This window comes from Pseudoalteromonas sp. BSi20429 (assembly GCF_000238895.1).
Classification (GTDB): domain Bacteria; phylum Pseudomonadota; class Gammaproteobacteria; order Enterobacterales; family Alteromonadaceae; genus Pseudoalteromonas; species Pseudoalteromonas arctica.
The window spans coordinates 47197-69502 of sequence record NZ_BADV01000081.1 but is presented as its reverse complement, the minus strand read 5'-3'; the positions used below and the strand labels follow the sequence as shown (position 1 = coordinate 69502).

The 22306-nt window shown below is 38.3% G+C and carries 20 protein-coding genes; 12 read left to right on the top strand and 8 right to left on the bottom strand.

What is annotated here, in order from left to right; genetic code table 11:
* Position 1: 1 nt before the first annotated feature.
* Complete coding sequence (locus tag P20429_RS04035; protein WP_007585726.1) at positions 2-598, top strand: nucleoside triphosphate pyrophosphatase; 597 nt, start codon at positions 2-4, stop codon at positions 596-598.
* Between the two features lies 1 nt (position 599).
* Here P20429_RS04035 and P20429_RS04040 read toward each other — a convergent pair whose 3' ends face one another.
* Positions 600-1262 (bottom strand): HAD-IA family hydrolase, encoded by a 663-nt coding sequence (locus P20429_RS04040; RefSeq protein ID WP_007585724.1) that lies wholly within the window; start codon positions 1260-1262, stop codon positions 600-602.
* Positions 1259-2218: a 23S rRNA pseudouridine(955/2504/2580) synthase RluC gene (gene rluC / locus P20429_RS04045; RefSeq protein ID WP_007585715.1), complete on the bottom strand. Its 960-nt coding sequence runs from the start codon at positions 2216-2218 to the stop codon at positions 1259-1261. Before rluC ends, P20429_RS04040 begins: the two co-directional genes overlap by 4 nt.
* 772 nt (positions 2219-2990) lie before the next feature.
* On the opposite strand from rluC, the gene rne reads away from it, so the two are divergent.
* Entirely contained in the window at positions 2991-6125 is a 3135-nt protein-coding gene (gene rne, locus P20429_RS04050; RefSeq protein ID WP_007585714.1) for a ribonuclease E, read from the top strand.
* 81 nt (positions 6126-6206) lie between these two features.
* Here the strand turns inward: rne and P20429_RS04055 are convergent, their stop codons facing one another.
* Positions 6207-6572, bottom strand: a complete 366-nt coding sequence (locus tag P20429_RS04055) for a hypothetical protein (RefSeq protein WP_007585713.1) — start codon at positions 6570-6572, stop codon at positions 6207-6209.
* 93 nt (positions 6573-6665) lie between these two features.
* Here P20429_RS04055 and P20429_RS04060 point away from each other — a divergent pair, with 93 nt between their 5' ends.
* Both P20429_RS04060 and P20429_RS04065 read left to right on the top strand, forming a co-directional pair.
* Positions 6666-7265: a DUF4124 domain-containing protein gene (locus P20429_RS04060; protein ID WP_007585712.1), complete on the top strand. Its 600-nt coding sequence runs from the start codon at positions 6666-6668 to the stop codon at positions 7263-7265.
* A 15-nt stretch (positions 7266-7280) separates the two neighbouring features.
* Positions 7281-7931 (top strand): DUF4124 domain-containing protein, encoded by a 651-nt coding sequence (locus P20429_RS04065; RefSeq protein WP_007585711.1) that lies wholly within the window; start codon positions 7281-7283, stop codon positions 7929-7931.
* 71 nt (positions 7932-8002) lie between these two features.
* Here the strand turns inward: P20429_RS04065 and yejK are convergent, their stop codons facing one another.
* Positions 8003-9019, bottom strand: a complete 1017-nt coding sequence (gene yejK / locus P20429_RS04070; protein WP_007585704.1) for a nucleoid-associated protein YejK — start codon at positions 9017-9019, stop codon at positions 8003-8005.
* A gap of 62 nt (positions 9020-9081) precedes the next feature.
* Here yejK and P20429_RS04075 point away from each other — a divergent pair, with 62 nt between their 5' ends.
* The 7 genes from P20429_RS04075 to P20429_RS19835 all read left to right on the top strand — a co-directional run bounded on the left by P20429_RS04075 (position 9082) and on the right by P20429_RS19835 (position 15736).
* Entirely contained in the window at positions 9082-9294 is a 213-nt protein-coding gene (locus tag P20429_RS04075; protein ID WP_007375276.1) for a DUF1414 domain-containing protein, read from the top strand.
* Positions 9295-9299: 5 nt separating this feature from the next.
* The gene (locus tag P20429_RS04080; RefSeq protein WP_007585701.1) at positions 9300-10796 is read left to right on the top strand and encodes a DUF3413 domain-containing protein; all 1497 of its coding nucleotides are present in this window, start codon (positions 9300-9302) and stop codon (positions 10794-10796) included.
* A gap of 86 nt (positions 10797-10882) precedes the next feature.
* Positions 10883-11362, top strand: coding sequence for a hypothetical protein (locus tag P20429_RS04085; protein ID WP_007585700.1), 480 nt, complete (start codon positions 10883-10885; stop codon positions 11360-11362).
* A gap of 103 nt (positions 11363-11465) precedes the next feature.
* The gene (gene aceK, locus P20429_RS04090; protein WP_007585698.1) at positions 11466-13184 is read left to right on the top strand and encodes a bifunctional isocitrate dehydrogenase kinase/phosphatase; all 1719 of its coding nucleotides are present in this window, start codon (positions 11466-11468) and stop codon (positions 13182-13184) included.
* 16 nt (positions 13185-13200) lie between these two features.
* On the top strand, positions 13201-14139 hold the full coding sequence (locus P20429_RS04095; RefSeq protein WP_002961484.1) for a LysR family transcriptional regulator: 939 nt from the start codon (positions 13201-13203) through the stop codon (positions 14137-14139).
* A gap of 177 nt (positions 14140-14316) precedes the next feature.
* Positions 14317-14760 carry a PA2169 family four-helix-bundle protein gene (locus P20429_RS04100; RefSeq protein ID WP_007585695.1) on the top strand — a complete coding sequence of 148 codons (444 nt, stop codon included), beginning with the start codon at positions 14317-14319 and terminating at the stop codon, positions 14758-14760.
* A gap of 571 nt (positions 14761-15331) precedes the next feature.
* On the top strand, positions 15332-15736 hold the full coding sequence (locus P20429_RS19835) for a biopolymer transporter ExbD (protein WP_033027056.1): 405 nt from the start codon (positions 15332-15334) through the stop codon (positions 15734-15736).
* A 72-nt stretch (positions 15737-15808) separates the two neighbouring features.
* On the opposite strand, the gene P20429_RS04105 is transcribed toward P20429_RS19835, so the two are convergent.
* Genes P20429_RS04105 through P20429_RS04115 form a run of 3 tightly spaced genes read right to left on the bottom strand, consistent with a single transcriptional unit; the run spans position 15809 to position 20496 of the window.
* Complete coding sequence (locus tag P20429_RS04105; protein ID WP_033027055.1) at positions 15809-18844, bottom strand: TonB-dependent siderophore receptor; 3036 nt, start codon at positions 18842-18844, stop codon at positions 15809-15811.
* 9 nt (positions 18845-18853) lie between these two features.
* The gene (locus P20429_RS04110; RefSeq protein WP_007585689.1) at positions 18854-19933 is read right to left on the bottom strand and encodes a FecR family protein; all 1080 of its coding nucleotides are present in this window, start codon (positions 19931-19933) and stop codon (positions 18854-18856) included.
* Positions 19930-20496, bottom strand: coding sequence for an RNA polymerase sigma factor (locus tag P20429_RS04115; RefSeq protein WP_007585687.1), 567 nt, complete (start codon positions 20494-20496; stop codon positions 19930-19932). The genes P20429_RS04110 and P20429_RS04115 overlap by 4 nt, the downstream gene beginning before the upstream one ends.
* A gap of 374 nt (positions 20497-20870) precedes the next feature.
* Between P20429_RS04115 and P20429_RS04120 the strand changes: the two genes are divergently transcribed.
* A complete protein-coding gene (locus P20429_RS04120; RefSeq protein WP_007585685.1) occupies positions 20871-21386 on the top strand; it encodes a DUF2937 family protein in 516 nt (171 codons plus the stop codon).
* Here P20429_RS04120 and P20429_RS04125 read toward each other — a convergent pair.
* A complete protein-coding gene (locus P20429_RS04125; RefSeq protein WP_007585683.1) occupies positions 21366-22253 on the bottom strand; it encodes a LysR family transcriptional regulator in 888 nt (295 codons plus the stop codon). The two genes, P20429_RS04120 and P20429_RS04125, sit on opposite strands and share 21 nt — an antisense overlap.
* Positions 22254-22306: the final 53 nt, after the last annotated feature.

The following is a 22306-nucleotide window of genomic DNA, read 5'->3' as shown; positions in this document are numbered from 1 at the left end:
CGTGAAGCATCCACTCATTTTAGCGTCAAGCTCGCCTTTTAGGCAGTCTTTATTACAAAAATTTAATTTACCATTTGATACGTTTTCACCAGACGTTGACGAATCAGCACTTGAATGCGAAACACCTACCGAACTGGTTAAGCGTTTAAGTGAATTAAAAGCCTCAGCAGCTAATAAACACTTTAACAAAGGGTTAGCTATTGGATCAGACCAAGTCGCTGTGTTTAATAATCAAATTTTAGGTAAACCACATAATAAACAAAATGCCGTAAAACAACTAAATTTATTTAGCGGTAATACTGTAACATTTTTAACTGGGCTTTGTGTTTACGATATTGTAACTGGCACTAAAAAAACCTGCGTAGAACCTTATAATGTGTCGTTTAAAACACTCAGTGATGCACAAATTAGTGCTTATTGCGATGCTGAGCAGCCTTATAACTGTGCTGGCAGCTTTAAAAGTGAAGGGTTGGGTATCTGTTTATTTGAAAAGTTAAGCGGAGACGATCCTAATAGCTTAATTGGATTACCATTAATTAAACTCAGCCAGTTACTGGCTGAGTTTGGTATTGATGTACTTACTGCTCAGGGTAAATAAATTAGCCAAGCAAAACCTGTTGCAGCTGCAGATAGTTATCTACTGTTGCAACAGGACTAAGCTTATTTAGCTGCTGTGCGTTGTGTACACCCATTGTTACGCCAATTCTATCCATGCCAGCAGCTTTTGCCATAGTCATGTCTATTTGAGTGTCGCCAATCATTACAGCGTCTTGAGCGCTTATGCCAAGTTCTTCAAGTAATTGATACAACATATCTGGAGAGGGCTTTGATTGCGCTTCATCGCTTGTACGTGTCGCACTAAAAAAATGCCTCAATTGACTTTGTTCAAGCAAACGCTCTAACCCACCCCTACCTTTACCTGTTGCAACCGCTAAAACAATGCCCTGCTCTTTTAAGGCACCTAAAACGCTGACAACATTAGCAAATATAGGCGTGGGAGTAGTATCCACACTGTATTGATATTTATAACCTGAAATTAGCGCTTGGTGCTGCGCTACATTATCGGGAAATAAAACATCAATTGCTTTTTCAAGCGACATACCAATAATATTTTTAATTGCTAAATCATTTGGCGACACTAAATTAAGTGACTCGGCGCTACTACGAATACAGTTAACTATTTTAGTGACTGAATCCATAACAGTGCCGTCCCAATCAAAAATGACGAGCTTATATTTTTTAATTGGGGCTACTTTTATCACAGTTTTGCATCTCGTAATTTTAGTAATGTATTTTTAAGCGTTTTATCTAGCGGTGCTTCTACTCGCATCGTTGTTTCGTTTTTAGGGTGATAAAAACTTAAATCATGTGCGTGTAAAAACAATCGGTTTAACCCAACTTTACGCATAGAATCGTCAAAACCCTGATCGCCATATTTATCGTCGCACGCTATTGGGTGACCTTTACATTGCGTATGCACACGAATTTGGTGCGTACGCCCTGTAACAGGCGATGCTTGTACAAGTGAGCAATCGTTAAAACGTTCAAGTACTTTAAAACGAGTATGTGAAGGTTTTCCCTCAGTGTTATCTACGCGTACTACGCGCTCGCCCGATTTAAGTGTATTTTTACGCAGCCCTTCGGTTACGTTTTTAGTTTTAGAATCCCACTGCCCTTCTACAAGTGCCCAGTAATTTTTTTCCATTGTTTTTTCGCGAAGTTGTTCATGCAATGCTGTTAACACCGAACGACGCTTCGCTATAAGTAAACAACCTGATGTATCACGGTCAAGCCTATGAACTAGCTCAAGGCTACGTTCCTCTGGGCGAAGTGCTCGCAAAGCTTCAATTAAGCCATAACTTAAACCACTACCGCCATGAACAGCCATACCTGATGGTTTATTTATTACGATAAGGTATTTATCTTCAAATAAAATATCGTTTTCAAGGCGAGTTACTTTGTCTAATTTTGATGGAACAAATTCTTCACGCTCAGCAACTCTGATAGGTGCAATACGAAGTACATCTTCAAGCTGTAGTTTATATACAGGCTTAATACGCTTTTTATTAACGCGTACCTCACCTTTGCGCAAAAGTTTATAAATAGCGCTTTTAGGCACCCCTTTTAAATGGGTAATAAGAAAGTTATCAATACGCTGACCTAAATGGTCTTCGTTGATCGTGACATAAGTTACTTGTAAGTCGTTTTTTTCTGACATTGCCTAATCACTAATTTAAGTAAAATAATTTAGTTGCTAACACTGTAATAATAGTGGGATAATCAGCAGCGCAAATATTTAGTATTTGCAAATAACAACGGTGCTTTTTAACACATTAAAACATTCGTGATGCACATTCTGGGTAGCCGATCATACAGATCCGAGTTAAGTTTTCCAAAGCTTTTATGCCTCCTCAGTTAACACGTGCGATCAATTAACGGCAATGCGCGTAATATATTGCTGGTTAAGTTTGAACATGAAGCGATTTTTAACGTGCTAGAGAAAGCAATGAACAGATAATTTGTCTGATAGTGACGACGTAAAAAACGTCGTTCAGAACTAGCTCAATTATTGTAGTACCGTATAGCAGCTTATTTAGAACTAAAAAAATCTAATAAATAAGCGTTCATTAACATCGGCAGCGATTTTTGCTCTTAAAACGGATATTAGCGATACATCAGTATGTATTGCTCACCAACTTAATGAGCCCTACGCGCCTAATATGAATGATATTTAGTAAGATTAATATGACAGGCCGACTTCTGGGTAAAACTTGTAAACGTAGCTGAAAAGCCGACAGTTTTAGCACCATTAAGAATTTAATAGCGATAATAATTGCTATTGTTTGCCAGCATTTAAAATACTGCATACGAGAAACAGAGCCGTTCCGTTAAAGACCCAGTCGTGAGGCTGCACATTCTAAAAATAGGGACAACTGAACAGGCGAGAAAAACATCGTCATGTCAGCGACATAAATAAGTAGAGTAACAATATGAAACGTATGCTAATCAATGCAACGCAGCAAGAAGAAATGCGCGTAGCACTGGTTGATGGCCAGCGCCTTTATGATTTAGATATCGAAAGCCCAGGTCACGAACAGAAAAAAGCCAATATTTATAAAGGCAAAATCACTCGCATTGAACCATCTCTTGAAGCAGCATTTGTTGATTACGGTGCTGACCGCCATGGTTTCCTTCCTTTAAAAGAAATTGCCCGTACTTACTTCCCTGCAGGTTACACTTTTCATGGTCGCCCTAACATCCGCGACGTAATAAAAGAAGGTCAAGAAGTTATAGTACAAGTTGATAAAGAAGAGCGTGGCCAAAAAGGCGCTGCGTTAACTACTTTTATCAGTGTTGCTGGTAGCTACTTAGTGCTTATGCCTAACAACCCTCGTGCTGGCGGTATTTCTCGTCGCATTGAAGGTGATGAACGTACTGAACTTAAAGAAGCATTGGGTCGTTTAGAACTTCCTAAAGGTATGGGCTTAATTGTTCGTACAGCGGGTGTTGGTAAATCGTTTGAAGAATTAAACTACGATTTAAAAGCATTATTAGTACATTGGGAAGCAATTAGACAAGCAGCCGATAGTGCTAAAGCGCCATTTTTAATACACCAAGAAAGCAATGTAATATTCCGTGCGATACGCGATTATTTACGTCGTGATATTGGCGAAATTTTAATTGATAAACCACGTGTTTTTGAAGAAGCTAAAGCGCACATTGAACGTTTTCGTCCTGACTTTATGAGCCGTGTTAAGCTTTATCAAGGTGACACTCCTTTATTTACGCATTACCAAATTGAAAGCCAAATTGAGTCTGCGTTCCAGCGTGAAGTACGCTTGCCTTCTGGTGGTTCAATTGTAATTGACCCAACTGAAGCACTAACGTCTATCGATATCAACTCGTCTAAAGCAACTAAAGGCGGCGATATTGAAGAAACAGCACTTAATACTAACTTAGAAGCGGCCGATGAGATTGCACGTCAATTACGTCTTCGTGACTTAGGTGGTTTAATTGTTATCGACTTTATCGATATGACGCCTCCACGTCATCAACGTGAAGTAGAAAATCGTTTAAAAGATGCTGCTCGTCCAGATCGTGCTCGTGTTCAAATTGGTAAAATTTCACGCTTTGGTTTACTTGAAATGTCGCGTCAGCGTTTGCGTCCTTCATTAGGTGAAGCAAGCCAAGGCCCATGCCCACGTTGTAGTGGACAAGGTACTATTCGTTCAAACGAATCAATTGCGCTTTCTATTCTTCGTTTAATTGAAGAAGAAGCAATTAAAGACAACACAGCACAAGTAAATGCACAAGTGCCTGTTGCCGTTGCCGCTTATTTATTAAATGAGCAACGTCGTAGTGTTCATCGCATTGAAAAACATCATAAATGTGACGTAGTGATTATTCCTAATCAACATATGGAAACACCACATTACGAAGTTATGCGTTTACGTAAAGACGAAACACTTGAAACGGTAAGTTACGGACAAGTTGTTGCGCCAGAACCTGAAGCATTTGAGATGTCAAAATCACCAAGTGCACCAGTACGTGAAGAGCCAATGCTAAAAGGTGTTGTAATGCCTTCTACACCGGCTCCACAAGCAGCGCCTACACCAGTAGCTCAGCCTGTAATAACAGAGACTAAAACTGAAGGTGGCTTGTTTGAAGCAATCACTAAATGGTTTAAATCGTTATTTGCAAGCGAAACAGTAGAAGAGAAAAAAGAAGCTGTAGAAAAAGAGCAGCAAGAAGCGCGTAATAACGCTCGCCGTGGTAACGATAATCGTCGTCGTAATAACAACCAACGTCGTCGTAATAATAACCCGCGCACTAATAAACCACGCAATGAGCGCCCTGCAGCTGAAGAGGAAGTTAAAACAGACTCACCAGCAGCAACAAGTACCGAGACTCAAGAGAGAAACGAGAACCGCAATAAGCGTCGTCGTAACCCTAACTCTCGTAAGCGCCCAGAGCATAAAAGCGAAGAAAAAGATCAAGTTAAAACTGAAGCCCCTGTAAAAGTAGAAGTAGAAACTGATTCTAAGCCAGCTCAAGCTGTAGAGCCTAAAGAGCAAAAGCCTAAAGTTCGCCGTCAACGTCGTAACATACGTAAAAAAGTACGTCTGCAAGATGAAAACGCTGAGCAAGCTAACTCAACAGAGCAAACACCTGAACAAGCTGTAGTTACTGACACTCCACAAGTTCAAGAGCAAGCACCTGTTGTAGAAAAGCAAACACAAGCTCCGGCAGAAAAAACAGCTCACATTAAAGAAGAGAAAGTTGACGTTGTTGATTCTAACGATGAAGCAGCAACTACTGAAGACGATCAAGAGCAAACACGTACGCGTTCACGCCGTTCTCCTCGTCATCTTCGTGCATCTGGTCAACGTCGTCGACGTCCTGAAGGTGAAGCAGAAGTTAAATCTGACGAAGCCCCTGCATTTGTTCCAGTTGCTGATCAAGCTGCTGCAGAATATGAAGCAGAGCTTAAAGCTAAATCTGAAGAAACACCTGTGGATGCAGCGCAGCAAATTGAACAAGCCGTTGCAGTTGAAGACTTAGCAAAAGTTGAAGCTGTAGAAGAGCCAGCTAAAGTTGAAACTCCAGTAGTAACTGAAGAGCCAGCTAAAGTTGAAACTCCTGTAGTAACTGAAGAGCCAGCTAAAGTTGAAACTCCAGTAGCAACTGAAGAGCAAGCTAAAGTTGAAGCGCCAGTAGTAACTGAAGAGCCAGCTAAAGTTGAAACGCCAGTAGTGACTGAAGAGCCAGCTAAAGTTGAAACTCCAGTAGTGACTGAAGAGCCAGCTAAAGTTGAAGCGCCAGTAGTAACTGAAGAACCAGCTAAAGTTGAAACTCCAGTAGTAACTGAAGAGCCAGCTAAAGTTAAAGCAAAAGTGAAAACTGAAAAATCAGCACCGCATGTTAAAACAGCGGTTACTCAAGGGTCTGCAAGTGCGCCAATGGCACAGCCTACTCCTGTAGCTGATAGCGAAGTAAAACATACATCTGTAGCAATGGCTCACGATAAACGTGACCTAGTACCAGACAGTGGTTTACGTGCGGGTTCTATCAAACCTGCTGGTCGTGCAAGTTCTGCAATGACTAAAACATTGAGTGTTGATTAATAACTAACACTTATTAAAAAGCCCCGCTATTTAATAAATAGCGGGGCTTTTTTGTTTAATACCTACTTAAACTATTAATAGTTAGCTTTCATTCGCCAATTTGTACGCTTCATATTTATCACATTCAAGTTCTGCAATATTTTTATCATAAATAGATTCTGATCTATATGACTTTAAAGTTAGATCTGTGCAGCGTTGCTCTAACTCCTCAACTTTAGGCATGGTTGGATCAATACTATAGAGTAAAAAATGCTTTTCACTTTTCTTGCCAGCATCCAACATTTGCTGGTGGAACTCTTGATCTGCCGTTAAGCTCTTGAGCTTTGCGTCAATTTGAATTTGTTCGCTCATTTTGTAATAGTCACTCACTATTTTCTTCTCTGTTAATTTGCTGTAGCAAACAAATAGTAAAAAAGTAGCCAATAAACAATAAATAACTCCTCTCATATTGATAATTCCTCCTTGACATAGTAATGGGTTTTTAGCCTAATATAACACTATAATTAAATACATATTTGAGTCAATCCATAAGAAGGCAACATGCCCAATAACCAAATGAAACGGAAGTTATTTTTTGGTCTTATATTATTTTCAGCGACAGCCAGTTCACAACAAGTTTACAGTTGGGTCGATAAAAATGGTGTACGTCATTTCTCAGATGTTCCAACAGATCAAAGAGCAGAAGTAGTTGAAGGAATTGAATCTACACCTACTGTGCAAAAAGTTGTAGTTAAAACTAATAACCGTATTCATGGCTTTGAAGATGAGCCTGAAGAACATATTCCGGGCTCTGAAGTAATAATTAAAGGAACAGGAGCTAGGCTCAGCTGTAATAAGCTTATTGCATATAAAGGGAATATATTTCAAGGCATTACTCGTTCAAAATTCCATGATTCTGACACTCCAAAAAGAAAAGCCCTAGTAGGGTTAAGAATGCACGAAAATACTAAAGAAAAATTAAAAAAAGAAAACCAGAGGTTACAAACTCACCTTGAAAAACAACAAGAGTACTATAAAAAAAATGAATCAATTAAATATGCCATTGATAACTCGCTGGACCAGATAGCTGAAAATAAATGTGAGATCCAAGTCCATTTACGCTATATGGAACTCATTCAAAAAAAAATAAATTCACTATAATAACCAAGGATTGATATGATCAAAATTATGTTCACGATACTTTTATTTTCAAGTTTCGTTTTACAAGCAAAAGTATACAAGTGTGAAGACGAACTGGGCAAAGTATCGTTTACCGATATCCCTTGTGAGCAAGGTGATGAATCAGGCAATCCTCAACAGAACAACAGCACTTCGCAAAGTCCAATAATTAACAAGACTCCAAAAGAGGTTAATTCTATTAAAGAAGCCCTAAACTATGTGGGTTGGAACCAAATAGTGTTATTAAATTTAGACTTAATTGAACAGCAATATATAACTCCTAAAAAAAGCTTCAACTTTGAACATTCCTTTTTAGCACCTAGTCGTTATCAATACTCAACTGTTCCTATCCATAGTGTGACAGCAAGATTTATTAATGGTTTGGGTGAAATTATTTACCAAGGGAAAATATACACAAAAGATTTTTCTTCTATAACTGATAACAATGGCTTTTTCAATGCTACTTTTTCTGATATCAATAAACGAATGATGGAGATGGGATTAGAAGACCAGACTGAGAACACTCTTCGCTATGGAAGAGGTAATTGGAGATGGACTCATCGTAATTTCGCCTGTCATGCTCGATCTGACTTTAACCCGAAAAGTTCAATTATTGGTTTGAAAATCACTTGTAAGACGAACAAATAGTTATTATCGTTATCTAATTAATAAAGCCGCGTTATAACACGGCTTTTTCTTTTAATTTAGGTACTTAAACACTACTCTTTTTCATTTTCCATAAAACGTTGTAACTGATCTTTTAAGTTTGGCGGAATGCCTTTAATCACTAGTGTATCGGTTGCTTCGTTGTACGTTACGCGCTCGCCTAAGTGTTTACGTTCAAAACTTACACTTACACCACCACCAAGGCCTGAAAACTTAACCATACTGGTTACTGTTTTTTTATCAACGGGGAAAGTTTCTTCCAAGTCATAGCTTTGCTCTTTGCAAAAACTATCAAACGGACTGTCATCGCCTTTTGTAAGCGTTGCAGATAGATCGCTCACACTTGCATCTTCGCCTGTGGTTACGCAATCATTACAGTAATCAAATACTTGTTTACGTAAATCGTCTTTTTCTGATTTATCAAACTGTTGCTCTGATAAATAATCCTCTACTGCGCTAAGCATTACTTGGCTTTGCTGTTTTGAATCAATACCCTCTTCACAGCCTAAAAAGTCTAAGAAAAAGTCAGCAACTTTACGACCCGCACGACCTTTGATAAACGAAATATAACGATTATCTTCTGCTTGCGTATCCCATGCTGTTAAATCGATACGAGCAGCAAGTTGCATGCGAGATATATCTAAATGGCGAGAAGCCGCTAAATCAAGCTCAGAGGTCATAGAGTAATGCTCTTTAATGTTAATCATCGCAATTAACATGTAATCGGTAGCAACATACTGATAATGACAAAATACTAAATAGCCTGTTTCACTAAATGCATACTTATCAAGCTCTTCTTTTAAAACCGTTGAGGCTTGCTCGGTCATATGCCAAAAGCCTAGCTCATCGTTACGGTAGCTTTGCATTGCAGATGCTACAATGCTGTTTTTATCACCACTGAAAGCACAGTAACCTTTACCTGGCTTACCATTGTATGCATGATGTAATTGTTCGATAAAAACGGCTACTTTATCGTTAATTACCATCTCATCATTTCGAAGGTGAATTTGCGTATCGTCGTCTTTTTTGTCTACATAATGAACGACTAATTTTTTAACGTCTGTTGTCATCTTTGTTTTTCACGCCTCTAGTGTTAAAATACGAGAATATAACTATTTTATTGAACCAACTGATGCCAATCTTATCAAAATACTCTAATGAAGAAGTAGAACAAATCGTCGATCAGCTTATTGATGTGCTAACTAAACACAATGCGCCGGTAGATTTAAGCCTTATGTGTTTAGGAAATTCTATCACGCATATCTTAAAAGAGCATGTACCAACAGGGAAAAGACAAGCCGTAACTGAGAACTTTGCAAAAGCTCTATCACAGTCGGTTAAATAAACTCTATGAATTTATCGCAGCACAATCAGTTTTCATCAAAAGCGAGTCAGCTATTAAGCTGGGGCCATTGGTTTACTTTTGCCAATATTGGCTTGGCGCTATTTATTAGCTTAAGCTACTTATTTGCCGACTCGCCACCAACAAGCTTTATGGGCATTACTTATATGCTAGTAACGTGGTTAAGCCACACTAGTTTTATCGCCTTTTTAGCGTTTGTGCTGACGGTATTTCCGCTTAGTTTAATATTCCCCTACCCACGACATATACGAGGCATGGCGGCTGTTATAGCCACACTAGGCGCTTCACTGCTTACCCTTGATGCTTATGTTTACGTTAATTTGGGTTATCATCTAAGTATATCTGCCTTACCTGAGATTATTTCTCTACTGTGGCATCGCTTAACCAGTTCACCTGCTTTAACAACCATTTTAGCCAGTGGGATTGTATTACTTATTTTAGGCTTTCAGCTACTTGTGAGTAATTACACATGGCAACACCTTGAGCGCTTAAAACAATATAAATTTGCACGTTACGCAATTTCATTTTTAATAGTGTGTTTTTCACTTAGTCACAGTATTCATATTTGGGCTGACGCAAATTTAAACTTTGACGTAACGAAGCAAGATAATGTACTACCACTGTCATACCCTACTACCGCTAAAAGTTTATTAGCTAAAAATGACCTGCTTGATATAGAAAGCTATAAGCAAGCACATAACGTAAAAATTAATAACCAAAACATTAGTTATCAAATGCCAAGCCCGCTTGATAAGTGTGAAGACTACACACAAGCCAATGTAGATATTTTTGTATTTGAAACCCAGCAACAACTCGCTAAATTTGTTGCCGATAATAAAAACTTACACAAAACAGAGCAGTTTTTACAGCCAACTAATCACGACGATATGCTATTTAGCTTAGTGTATGGTTTGCCAGCTTTTTATAAAGCAGCAATTTTAAGAGATCAAACTCTTCCCGCATGGCAAAGTCAGCGCCGCAGCATTGAAGTAACCGGCGTGGAAGAACTTAGTTTTATAAATGATCAAGCACATAGTTCTAGCGCAATTAGAGTTATTAAAAGTAGCGATAACGCCGTTGTACGAGATGATAAAACACAGGTTTTTGCTTTTAGTCTTGCCAATAACAAGCAAGAAGTAGTAACAACATCAACTTTATATAGCTCCGACAAACGTATTTCTAAAGTAGATGGACTTATTCAACCTAGCGATTTAATTGCAACAAGTGTTGGCCAATATTTAAATTGTAAAGCCATTGCTAAGCAAACAATGCTGGGCGTTAATTTATACAAGAAAAAAGATGATATGGGCGTGAACTACTCTCAGGGTGTCGTTATAGCCTATAAAAAAGATAGGATTACCTTAATAGATTCAGATGGTAACTTTAAAAACATTTCCGCTGCTGAAGGTTTTTCTATTGAACAAGGTTTAGATATACCATTTTTAGTACAGAGTATTAAAAAGCTCAAAACCTTTACCCAATAACAGTTATCCTAACCTAGCTTGATATACCACCAAGCTAGGTTATAGTTTTATATTGTTGTTAGATATAAAAACCAAGGATGACATGTATGTTTAAAACTTCTTGTTATATTCTCCATTCTAGCTTTTTACTTATCAGTTTTTTTAGCTTTAGCGATACCACTTACTACAAATGTGTAACAGAAAAAGGCACAATCTTTTCTCAACTGCCGTGTGACGACGAAGCAACGACTTATAAAGTTAACACGACGGGTAATCAGTATTCTGGTCCTAAGGTTGACTACACTAAACAACTAAACGAACTTGAGCGTGAAAGGCTTCTATCTGGCTTACAGGCAGAGCTTCGCAGTAATAACCATAAGCTAACAATACTTGATCGTAATAAGCAGCGTGCTGAATACAAACAACAAGAGCGGTTAAATCATATTCTAGCCATTGAAGATAAAAAGCGTATTACCAAAGATATTACTAAAAAATTAAAAATAATTAATAAAGAGTACAAAAAAGATGTATTGGTTATTACTAAACAAATTAAAATTCTCGAAAAAAAGATAGCTCAATACCAATAAATCACTCTTAATTAGCAAGTAATATTTATCTTGGTTTTAAACTTAAAATAACATACCCTTAACACAATAGAGTATAAGCTCTAGGGACTATTAAGGAGTGCAAATGCAGCCTCGCCATATTGCTGAATTAATTTTAACGGGTTTTAAAAGGCACTATCAGCTATTTCAAAAAACAACGGCCAAAGCCCCTCTCGCCTTTGCAAAAAAAGATTGGCAAGCAATTAATGATATCAGCCGTTTGCGTATCAGCTATTATGATGATCGTGTTAACGAAACCACACAAGCGCTAAAAAAAGAAACCCCAACAGAGCAATTAGATGAAAGCCTATGGCTCGAAGTTAAAAAGATATATCAGCACTTTTTATGTTTCCACCCTCAAGCAGAACTCGCCGAAACCTTTTATAATTCTGTATTTTGCCGGCTGTACCATAGGCGCTATTTTCATAATGACTTTATATTTGTAGAAGCAACTTTGAAAGATGCTCCTTCAGTACCTGTTGAGGCCGAATATAGGACATACTTTCCAGTAGTTGATGGCCTAAAGCCAACAATAAAACGCATTATTAATCATTTTGATTTTAAAGCCCCATTTGTAAATTTAGAGCGTGATATTCGCCTTCTTGTTAAAGCTTTTTATAAACAAGCACCCGATACACATCACCAACCTTGGCAAATGCGCTTTGATATTTTGCACACACCTTTTTATCGTAATAAAGCAGCTTATATTGTTGGTCGTGTTGTTTCAAAAAGTGGGGTTCAGCCTTTTATAATCGCCGTGTTACACGATGAAGATAACGGATTATATTTAGATGCACTTTTAACTAAATCATCTCAAATGCGTGTCATTTTTGGCTTTGCCCGTGCCTACTTTATGGTAGAGACTCATGCACCTTCAGCACTTGTCCGGTTTTTGAATCAGCTTATGCCAAACAAAACACTTGCTGAGCTCTATAACGCAGTGGGTTTTCATAAGCAGGGTAAAACTGAGTTTTATCGAGAGTTTTTAAATCACTTATCTCACTCAAGTGATGAGTTTACAATTGCACCGGGTACTCCCGGTATGGTGATGATGGTATTTACCCTTCCCTCATTTGGTTATGTTTTTAAAGTAATAAAAGACAAATTTGGTGAAAGTAAGCCCTTCGGCCGTGATACCGTATTAAAGCGTTATCAACTAGTAAAAAACCATGATCGCGTTGGCAGAATGGCCGATACCATAGAGTATTCTAACGTCGTATTTCCTTTGGCGCGTTTTGATAGTAATTTACTTGCGCAATTACATAAAACAATTGGCTCATCAATGGTAATTGAAGGCGAATGGTTGATCATCAAGCATTTATATATTGAACGGCGCATGACACCACTCAATTTATTTTTAGAAAATGCTGATGAAGAAAGTGCCGCAGACGCGATTGAAGAATACGGGCAAGCTCTAAAAGAAATGATTGCCGTTAATATATTTCCTGGCGATATGCTCTTAAAAAACTTTGGTGTAAGTAAGCACAAACGTATTATTTTTTACGATTACGATGAAGTTCAATACCTAACAGATATGAACTTTAGAGCATTACCGAAAGCAAAGAGCTACGACGATTATTTAATGGATGAACAAAGTTACTCTGTTGCACCACAAGATGTATTCCCAGAGCAGTTATGTACATTTGTAATGCCTAATCCTATGTATAAAAAGTTTTTCCTCAGCACTCATCCAGAGCTTATAGATGTTAGCTTTTGGAAGCAGGCGCAACAAAATATAAAAAATGGGCAGGTAAGTCATATTTACCCATACCCGACAGCACAGCGATTTATCCATCACTGGTAGACGCAAAGGACACACAATGAATATAAGTAAAATAGATTTAAATTTACTCGTTTATCTCGATACATTGCTTCGAGAATGCAACGTAACACGCGCTGCTAATCAATTGAGTATTACGCAGCCCGCAATGAGTAATGGCCTTAAACGTCTTCGTAACTTATTTAACGACCCTATTTTAGTTCGTACCAGCGATGGTATGGTCCCGACAGAGCGCGCTTTAGAGTTACAACCCGTTATTCGTGGCATATTAATGACGCTTGAAGAAACCCTAGCACCTAATAGAGAATTTGAGGCAAGCCAGAGTAAACGTGTATTTAGAATAATGGCCAGTGATTACGCTGCAAGTACGTTAGCGCCAAAGCTCTTAAGTAAACTACACGAAGAAGCCCCCGATACTACTTTAGATATACTCACACCAAGTGATGTAACCTTTCATGACGTAGAAAACGGTAAAGTAGATATGGCAATCAACCGTTTTGAAAACTTACCTCAGTCTTTTCATCATAAACGTATTTGGAAAGACAGTTTTTGCTGCTTAGTTAAGGCCGACAACCCTATTATTGAAAACTTTAGCCTCGACAGCTACTTAAAAGCGCGCCATATATGGGTGAGTAAAACAGGTTTTGGTGTAGGTGTGGGCATGGACCCTAAAGATGTGCAAAAACTTGGTTGGGTTGACGAAGCACTTGCCCACTTTGGTAAACATCGTAACATTGCCACTTTTACGCGTAACTACCATGTAGCGATTCATTTAGCTAAAGAGAAAAATTTGATTGCGACCCTTCCTTCAAAAGCTGCAAATATATACTTAGATGATCCGGGGCTTAAAATTTTAGAGCCACCGTTTCCAATTCCTCCTTTTGAGCTTGATATGATTTGGAGCCCACTGTTGCATCGCGATGCGAGCCATATCTGGTTACGCCAAAAAGTAGCTGAAGTAGCTGAAGAGCTAAAATAACTTTATTACACAATATAATGTAAAAATTGCTAAGTTAATACTTTCCTCATTAACTTAGCCCCTTTCTGAAATAAAATTAAACTAATAAAATCAAACAACTACATGAAAATAAAAACGTGGAACATACATTGCTTTTATTAAGTTGAACTATACATTCATTTAATAAAAGAGGTCATTATGAACACCCATCAAGGATCAGAAGTAAATCATATTACTGACATCATTCAAGTTATGAACAGCGGCATCGATTTTTATCAAAAAGCACAGGAAAAAGTTGAAGACCCTGCTATTGGCGCACTTTTTCAGCGTATGATAGATGCCCGAAAAGTGAGTGTTGAGCGCTTGCAGCCATATGCAATTAATGAAAAAGGCGAACGCGAAGATGGTTCATCTTTCGCAGTTGAAGCACGACGTGCATACACAGCCTTACTTACTACATTCACCTCACATAACGACAGCACGTATGTAAAAGAGCTTGAAGAAGTAGAAGATAAAACGCTTGTAGAAATTAAAGCCGCTATGGATAAACCACAACCGGCTGATTGCGAAGCTGCACTGGCTAAAACATTATTAACAATGCAAAGCTGCCATGCAGAAATGAGCCGTATGCAAAAGCAGTAAGCTTACATAACGCATAAATACAACCCAGCCTAGCGCTGGGTTTTTTATTGCCTCTAATACCAATCTGCATAAATCTTTAAGCAATTTAACGAATTAAATCACACTATAACGATGCCATATAGACCCCATATATAAGCAAATTGGTATAAACACCACCTTATTTCGCCACATTTTAAATACATAATGAATACAAATATTTAATGTTATTAGAATATTTATTTAACCACGCTTTATTTTTGCTGTGCTAATTTTGTTAGTAGGTACCTAAAACCTTGCTGTGGCGCCGCAGCATTTAATTAAAAATAAGGTCCAATATGAAAAGTAAGCTAGGGCGTGTTGATCTCTGGTGGTTGAATTTGCAGCAGTATGTTTGGTTTTTAGGCAAGGCAGAGCCTATGTAGTGTGGTTATTCCCCATAAATAGGCGATAACGCAGCATAAAGGCCAAACATGCGCTGCCCTTTGGGCTCTTTCTAGGGACGATTAACTCTTTGTTGCTCGGTTTTTACTTAGCCCACTAGGTTACAAACCTCGCGCCGCGATTTAATCGCCCCTAGATTGAACAAATTTCAATCCACAAAGATTCACACGCCCTAACTAAACTGCAAAATAATGCTGATGTAGATATGACCTCGATGTTAGACATAGTGTTCATATTACTAATTTTCTTTATTGTAACTACATCTTTTGTAAAACCTGTGGCTATTGAATTAAACCGACCACTCGGCAGCCCTCAAATAGATAAGCCTGTTAAAAATGCTTTATTTAGAATTGATGAAAGTAACGGAGTATATTTTTCAGGGAGGTTAATTGATTTAGAGCAAGTTGCGACTAATTTAGCGATGTTCGCGGCTAAATATGAAATAAGTTCGGTACTTATAACCGCAGACGAAAACAGTACTCATAATACTTTAATGAGTGTAATGAATAATATTAAGCAATACGATGATTATTCAATAAGTTTGATTTCTAAATAAAACAGCCCAATATAAAACCAAAAAAAGGGCCTTACGGCCCTTTGAGTTAAATAACGAAAGGGAGGTTATTAATTAAAAACGGTATTCTGCGCCTATGTAGTAGTAAGCACCGTTAAATCCAAATGGAGCAGAACGACGTGAGTAGTCAAACACACCTGAGCTACTTATTACTGTGTTGCCACTAGCATCCACAATAGTACCTGAGCGAGAGTTACCTATTTCGTTTTTATCTGGGTAAACATCAAACAAGTTATTTGCACCAATATTTACCGATAAATCTTCAGTAACGAAGTAGTTAACTTTAACGTCAGTTAAAATTTCTGCGCCATACGTTTGACGACCACCGTCTTCTACTGTGTACTCACCAAAGCGATTAAGTGACAGGTTAACTGTCCAATCATCACGTTGATAAAGTGCACTTAAGTTAATACGATCCTCTGGTTGCCACTCTTCAATAATAGAGATGTCTTCAGCTGAAAATATATCTTCTACGTTTACTGTCTCAAGGCTTGAGCCAGCAGGCGAAAATAACGATACAACATCTGTTTTGGTAAAGTTAGCTGCAAGTGTAAAATCAAGCGTGCCGCCTAAACCTTCAGTGTTCCACGTTGCTACAAAATCAACACCACGGGTTTCTGTATCAGCACCATTTAAGAAAAACTGACCTACGCCAGCACCCGCACTATTTAGTGCAGCATCAAGGCTTGTAGATAAACCTTTACCTAAGCGGTCACTAATTACAATACGGTCGTCAATATCAATTGAGTAGTAATCAACGGTTACATTAATATTATCTGTAACGTTATATACAATACCTAAACTACGGTTTTGTGATTTTTCTTCTTTAAGCTTTGGAATACCTAAGCTTTGCGCAAGTGTTGAATCATTTCTAAATGTACCAACCTCTTCTGCAACTAAATTACCATTAGTACCAACAACAAATTGCGTACTTACGTTATTAAAGTAAAGCTGCTGCATTGAAGGCGCTCTAAAACCTGAGCTTAATGCACCACGTAGTGAAATATCGTCGGTTACAGACCAGTTACCAGCAAGCTTAAAGTTTACTGTATCACCAAAGCCTTTGTAGTTATCGTAGCGAAGTGCACCCGATAAAATTACATCTTCAATCACATAAGCTTCTGCATCTATGTAAAATGAAATTACATCACGCGATTCATCAACTGATGACGCAGGAGCTGAACCACCAAAACCTTGTGAACCACCTGATGCATCTTCAGAACCAACACCACCACTTAAGCCGTTGTAAATACTTACACCGTTGGTTGTATCGTAATCGCGGTATGCGTACTCATTGCCTTCTAAAATGCGATATTCGTCAGTACGGATTTCAGCACCCATTGCTAAAGAATAATCATCAAAGTTTTGCGTAAAATCAATATTGATTGTTTGCAGTGATAATTCCATGCCATAAGCGTACGCTTCACGTGGGATAGTTGTACGAATATCAGCAGCACTTAAACCTTGGTCATAACGTAAAAAGTTAGCGTATGAGGCATTGATAGTGTCACTTGTCGTGTAATCAATGCTGTTTTCACCATAGGTGTAAGATAAATCAAGGCTTGCATCGTTATCAAACTCAGTTTTATAACCAAAGTTGTACGAGATATCGTCGATAGTTGTATTAATTTTTGGTAAGAAACCTAATGGAATCGTCGCATCGTTATCTTGTAGTACTGGGTTACCACCTGCATTTGCATTATGACGGAAAAATGCAGCCGACTCATTTTCACGTGTTGAGTAAGTAATAAAGCCGTAAAGCTCGCCATCACCTAACTCGTAACCGGTATTAATTGTTAAACCAAATTGCTGAGAGTCAGCATCACCAATTCTGAATGTATCACGATCGGCTGTCAGCTCACGCGGATCGCCAGCAAGTAAAGTGCCGTCACTTAGTTCTGTACAACCATAAAACTGACAAGAGCCATGTAAACCTGCACGGTTAGTAGGTGCACGGTCACGGTAATTAATAGTTGTATTTAAATAACCGTCATCACCTAGCGCAAAGCCTTTATTAAAATCAAGGTTAATGGTTTCGCCATCGCCTTCAGAATATTGACCGTAGTTAATAGCCGCTTTGCCACCTTCGCTACCATCTTTAAGCACAATATTAATAACACCTGCAATTGCATCAGAACCATACTGAGCAGCAGCGCCATCACGTAATACTTCAATGCGTTTAATTGCAGAGGCTGGAATTGCATTCATGTCAGTACCTGCGGTACCACGCCCAACAGAGCCATTAATATGAATAATACTTGCTTGGTGACGACGTTTGCCGTTAATTAACACCAATGTTTGATCGGGGCCCAAACCGCGAAGTGTCGCAGGTCTTAAAGCATCAGTACCGTCACTAATTGCAGAGCTTGAAAAGTTAAATGAAGGGGCGATAGACTGTAGCATACGACCAACTTCTGTTTGGCCTGTATTTTCAAGCGCTTCTGCACTTAAGATATCTACTGGAACGGGTAAATCTTCAACTGAACGTCCTGCTACACGGCTACCGACAATAGCAATTTTTTCAATTTTTTCTTGAGCGACTTCTTCTGCTGCGTTTACACCTTGCGAATTTACTGCAAGTAAAGCTGGTAATACTGCTGCACTGACCGCTGAAAGCTTCATCATGTTGTTATCATTCCTGTTGATTTGTTTGAGTTTTATACTCAGTAAACCATTTTGATCAACAACCGCATCGAGTTCAGTCCCACCTAATAATGCCTCTAGAGCATCTAGCTGAGTGTAAAATCCATAAACTGAATTTGCGTCATACTGCTTTGCCAACTCATAAGAAAACACCACGGTTTGCTCTGTTTGTTTAGCATATTCAATTAAGGCTTTGTCTGCTCGCTGCGCTTTTATATCAAATTGCACCATTTGCCCAGTGGTTTGAGTTGCTGCTTGTACACTCAAGCTAAAAATAGCCGGTACAAGCACACTAAATCCACTCAATAAATGCGTTTGGTTACTGCGCAACTTATATAAACAGCTGACAAACAAAAATCCTCTATGGTTTTGTTTCTTTTTTTTAATGTTTTTTTTACGTTCAATCTTTATTGATGCAACTTTATCTAACATTAGTTTGATTTGCATAACGTCTACTTATGATTCTGTATGGTGTTTTAGCGTTACTACATGCTCACCTAAACGCTCATGATCAATCGAAAAATTAGTTTGTAAACTTTCTAGTAAACCTTCAACGTCACCCGCTTTAAATACCCCAGCTACTTTAATACTGGCAAGCTCGGCTGATGAAAGTTCAAAACGTGTTGCGGTATAGCGACTTACTTCATTTAAAGCATCGCTTAACTCTTCTCCATTAAAAATAAGCATGCCATTTTGCCATGCCAAATCGCGTTGTACGTCGTTCATTGAAAGCTGGGTAATTGGCTTGGTAACACTCTGCTCTATAATTACTTTTTCGCCTGAGGTAACAATATTGGCATTAATTTGACGAATTTTTTGCGTGCTGTTATCTGCAAGCTGATAATCTTTAAAGTCATTTGCATCAACCGCTACACTAGGGTCGGTGATCATCACTTTGCCTTCGGTAACAACAAGCTCTAAATCTGATGAGGTATTGCGCTGTACATTAAACACGGTACCGAGTGCAGTAAAGCTTTTGTCGCCGGCCATAACACTAAACGGACGCGTGGCATCTTTTGCTACATTAAAACGCCCTTCACCCCGACTTAGCAGTAACTGCCTGCGGCCTTTACTATAAGCAACTTCTAGTAAGCTATTAGTATTAAGCTGCACTATGGTGCCATCTGGCAATACATACGTTGCTTGCTCGCCTACTTTTGTTTTATAAATCTTAGTGTAGTTAACTTTTGCAAGCTCTTGGTTATAGCCGTTTTCTAAATTAATTAATAAGTAGCTGCATACCATTAGTGCTGCAAATAAACTCGCTGCAATTGAGTAAGAAAACATCCACTTATTTTTTGATGCTTTAGTATTGTTACGCTGAGGAAATAAATGACTTAATTCATTTAACACCGAAAGCTCATCCCAAAGCTGAGCAAGCTCGTATATAGAGTCTTGATGGGCGATGCTTTGCATCATCCATAATTTAAATTGCTCTTTTTCATCATCAGTTAAACCACGATCAATCGCGCTTATCCAATCACATGACTTTTCTAAAATTAAATCTTTTGAATTAAATTGATGAACATTACTCATTCTGCGACCCTCTTAACTGAGATAGGGTGTGCTTGAGCTTTAGGGTTTGTTTGAGGGCTTTGCTCATGTTCACGCATGTACGACATGGTTTGTAACAACCCTTTGGCAATGTGTTTTTCAACAGTGCTTTGGCTTAACTGCATTTGGTCTGCGATCTCTTTTTGGCTCATGCCGTAAACTTTTTTTAATATAAAGCATTTACGAATCGATGAGCTTAGTTGCTCAGTAGCTCTACAAAAAAGTAAAAAGCGCTCTTTAGATGTATATTCATCCTCAAGCTTCATTGATTTGAGTAATACCGGTAATTCGTTATCATTTTCTAACGAATCATTAAATTTGTTGTCCCACTTAGCTATATGGTTAAGTGCTAAGTGTTTTGCTGTTTTAAGCATGTAACTGCGGGTAAACTGTATATCTTGCTTTAAATCAGCTTCGTAGCTTTTTACAAAGGTTTCTTGCACAATATCTTCTACATCGTCGGGTTGAACAATGCGCGATACAAAACGTTTGAGCTGTTTAGATATATCAACAAATGTTGACGTGAATTTTACTTTTTTCGTCATCCTTAACATCCACCTGTTGTTATTTTTATTATTAGGGCGTGTTGGCCTTTCGTGGTTGAATTTGCAGCAGTACGTTTGGTATTTAGGCAAGGCAGAGCCTATGTAGTGTGGTTATTCCCCATAAATAGGTGATAACGCAGCATAAATGCCAAACATGCGCTGCCCGTTGGGTTCTTTCTAGGGACGATTAACTCTTTGTTGCTCGGTTTTGACTTAGCCCGCTAGGTTACAAACCTCGCGCCGCGATTAAAACGTACCTAGATTGAACAAATTTCAATCCACAAAGGTCAACACGCCCCATTAGATTACGAGTTTTTGATATAAAAACAAGCTCAAATGTTAATTCTGGGTTATTTAAATGGATAGGAAGATAAATGAGTAAATTTTTAGATTATATCCGACTTAGTTTCTTTGCATTCGGTTTACTACTTGGAGTGCAAATTCCTGCATTTGTAAGCGATTTTGGCCAAGCATTATCAGCCCAATTAATTGAAGCTAATAGTGCCATTGCACCTTTTAAAAACGATGCAGCTAAGTATTTTAATAATGATTTAAATAAGCTAATTAAACACTATAAAAATATTGATGATGGGATTGTGAATAAAGGTGCAAGTAATATCAGTACACTTTACACACGACAACAAGACTTACAAATCGCTGTAAATAGGTTTGCGCAATCTCCATATATTTTTACTATGATCAGTGGCATGAGCGATGTAAAGCAACAAGTGTGGCAACGCTTCGAAGGTCAAATCATTTTAAAAAAAGACTCTATTATAGCCGCCATTGTTGCAGCCATTTTTATTGCCGTACTTGCAGAACTTACTGGTTATTTGTTTTTAACTGGAGTAAAACGCTCATTTAAACGCTTATTCGCAGCTCAAAAATAGTGATTTCATAAAGTCATAAAATACATCGGTTTTGCGGGTAGTTAAGCTATTTTGCGGACGCAAAAACCAAACTGGTGCATCATCTTGTGCCATGACACCGGGCATAACTTCAACTAAAATGCCATTTTTAATATCTTCATGAATAGCTATCATTGATTTAATCGCAATGCCATGACCTGCAATGGCTGCTTGAGTCATATTGTCGGAATTAGAAATAGTAAAGCGTGTTCTTGCATTAAAAGTATGTGTTTTACCTTGTTCATCAAAAAGCTTTAATTGGCGCTGCCACGGCAGACAAACCCAATAGTGTTCGCTCAATTGAGCTAAGCTTTTAGGCATGCCATATTTTTTTATGTAGCTAGGAGCTGCGCAAAGTATACGTTTGTTGTTTACTATTTTTCGTGACAGTAAACCGGAATCATTTAATTGTCCTACACGAATTGCTACATCTTGTGCGTCATCAACCACATTTACAAAATGATCAGTAATTAAAAAATCAAGTTTTAGTTCAGGATAGGCCTGCTCTAACTCATTGAGTCTTGGCATTACGTATTTTGAAAAAATCCAAGGGGGCATAGTCACGCGTAATAAACCACTCACAGATGAACTACGCGCACCAATACTATGCTCAGCGTCGTGCAGCGCCTCCATTATAGCGCCAACTCGCGTATAAAATATTTCACCTGCGGGAGATAACCGTACTCGTCGGCTATCTCTAAAAACAAGTACTGTTGCAAGCTCACGTTCTAATTTACTTAAGCGATGGCTTACCGTTGCAGGCGATAAACGCTGCTCGCGGGCAGCAGCAAGCACCCCTTTATTTTCAACTACTGCTATAAATGTTTCTAGGTCGCTTAAATTATACATAAAGATGCCATTGTGCACTTTTCAATGTTTAACATTTTCGAATGAAGCTTTCA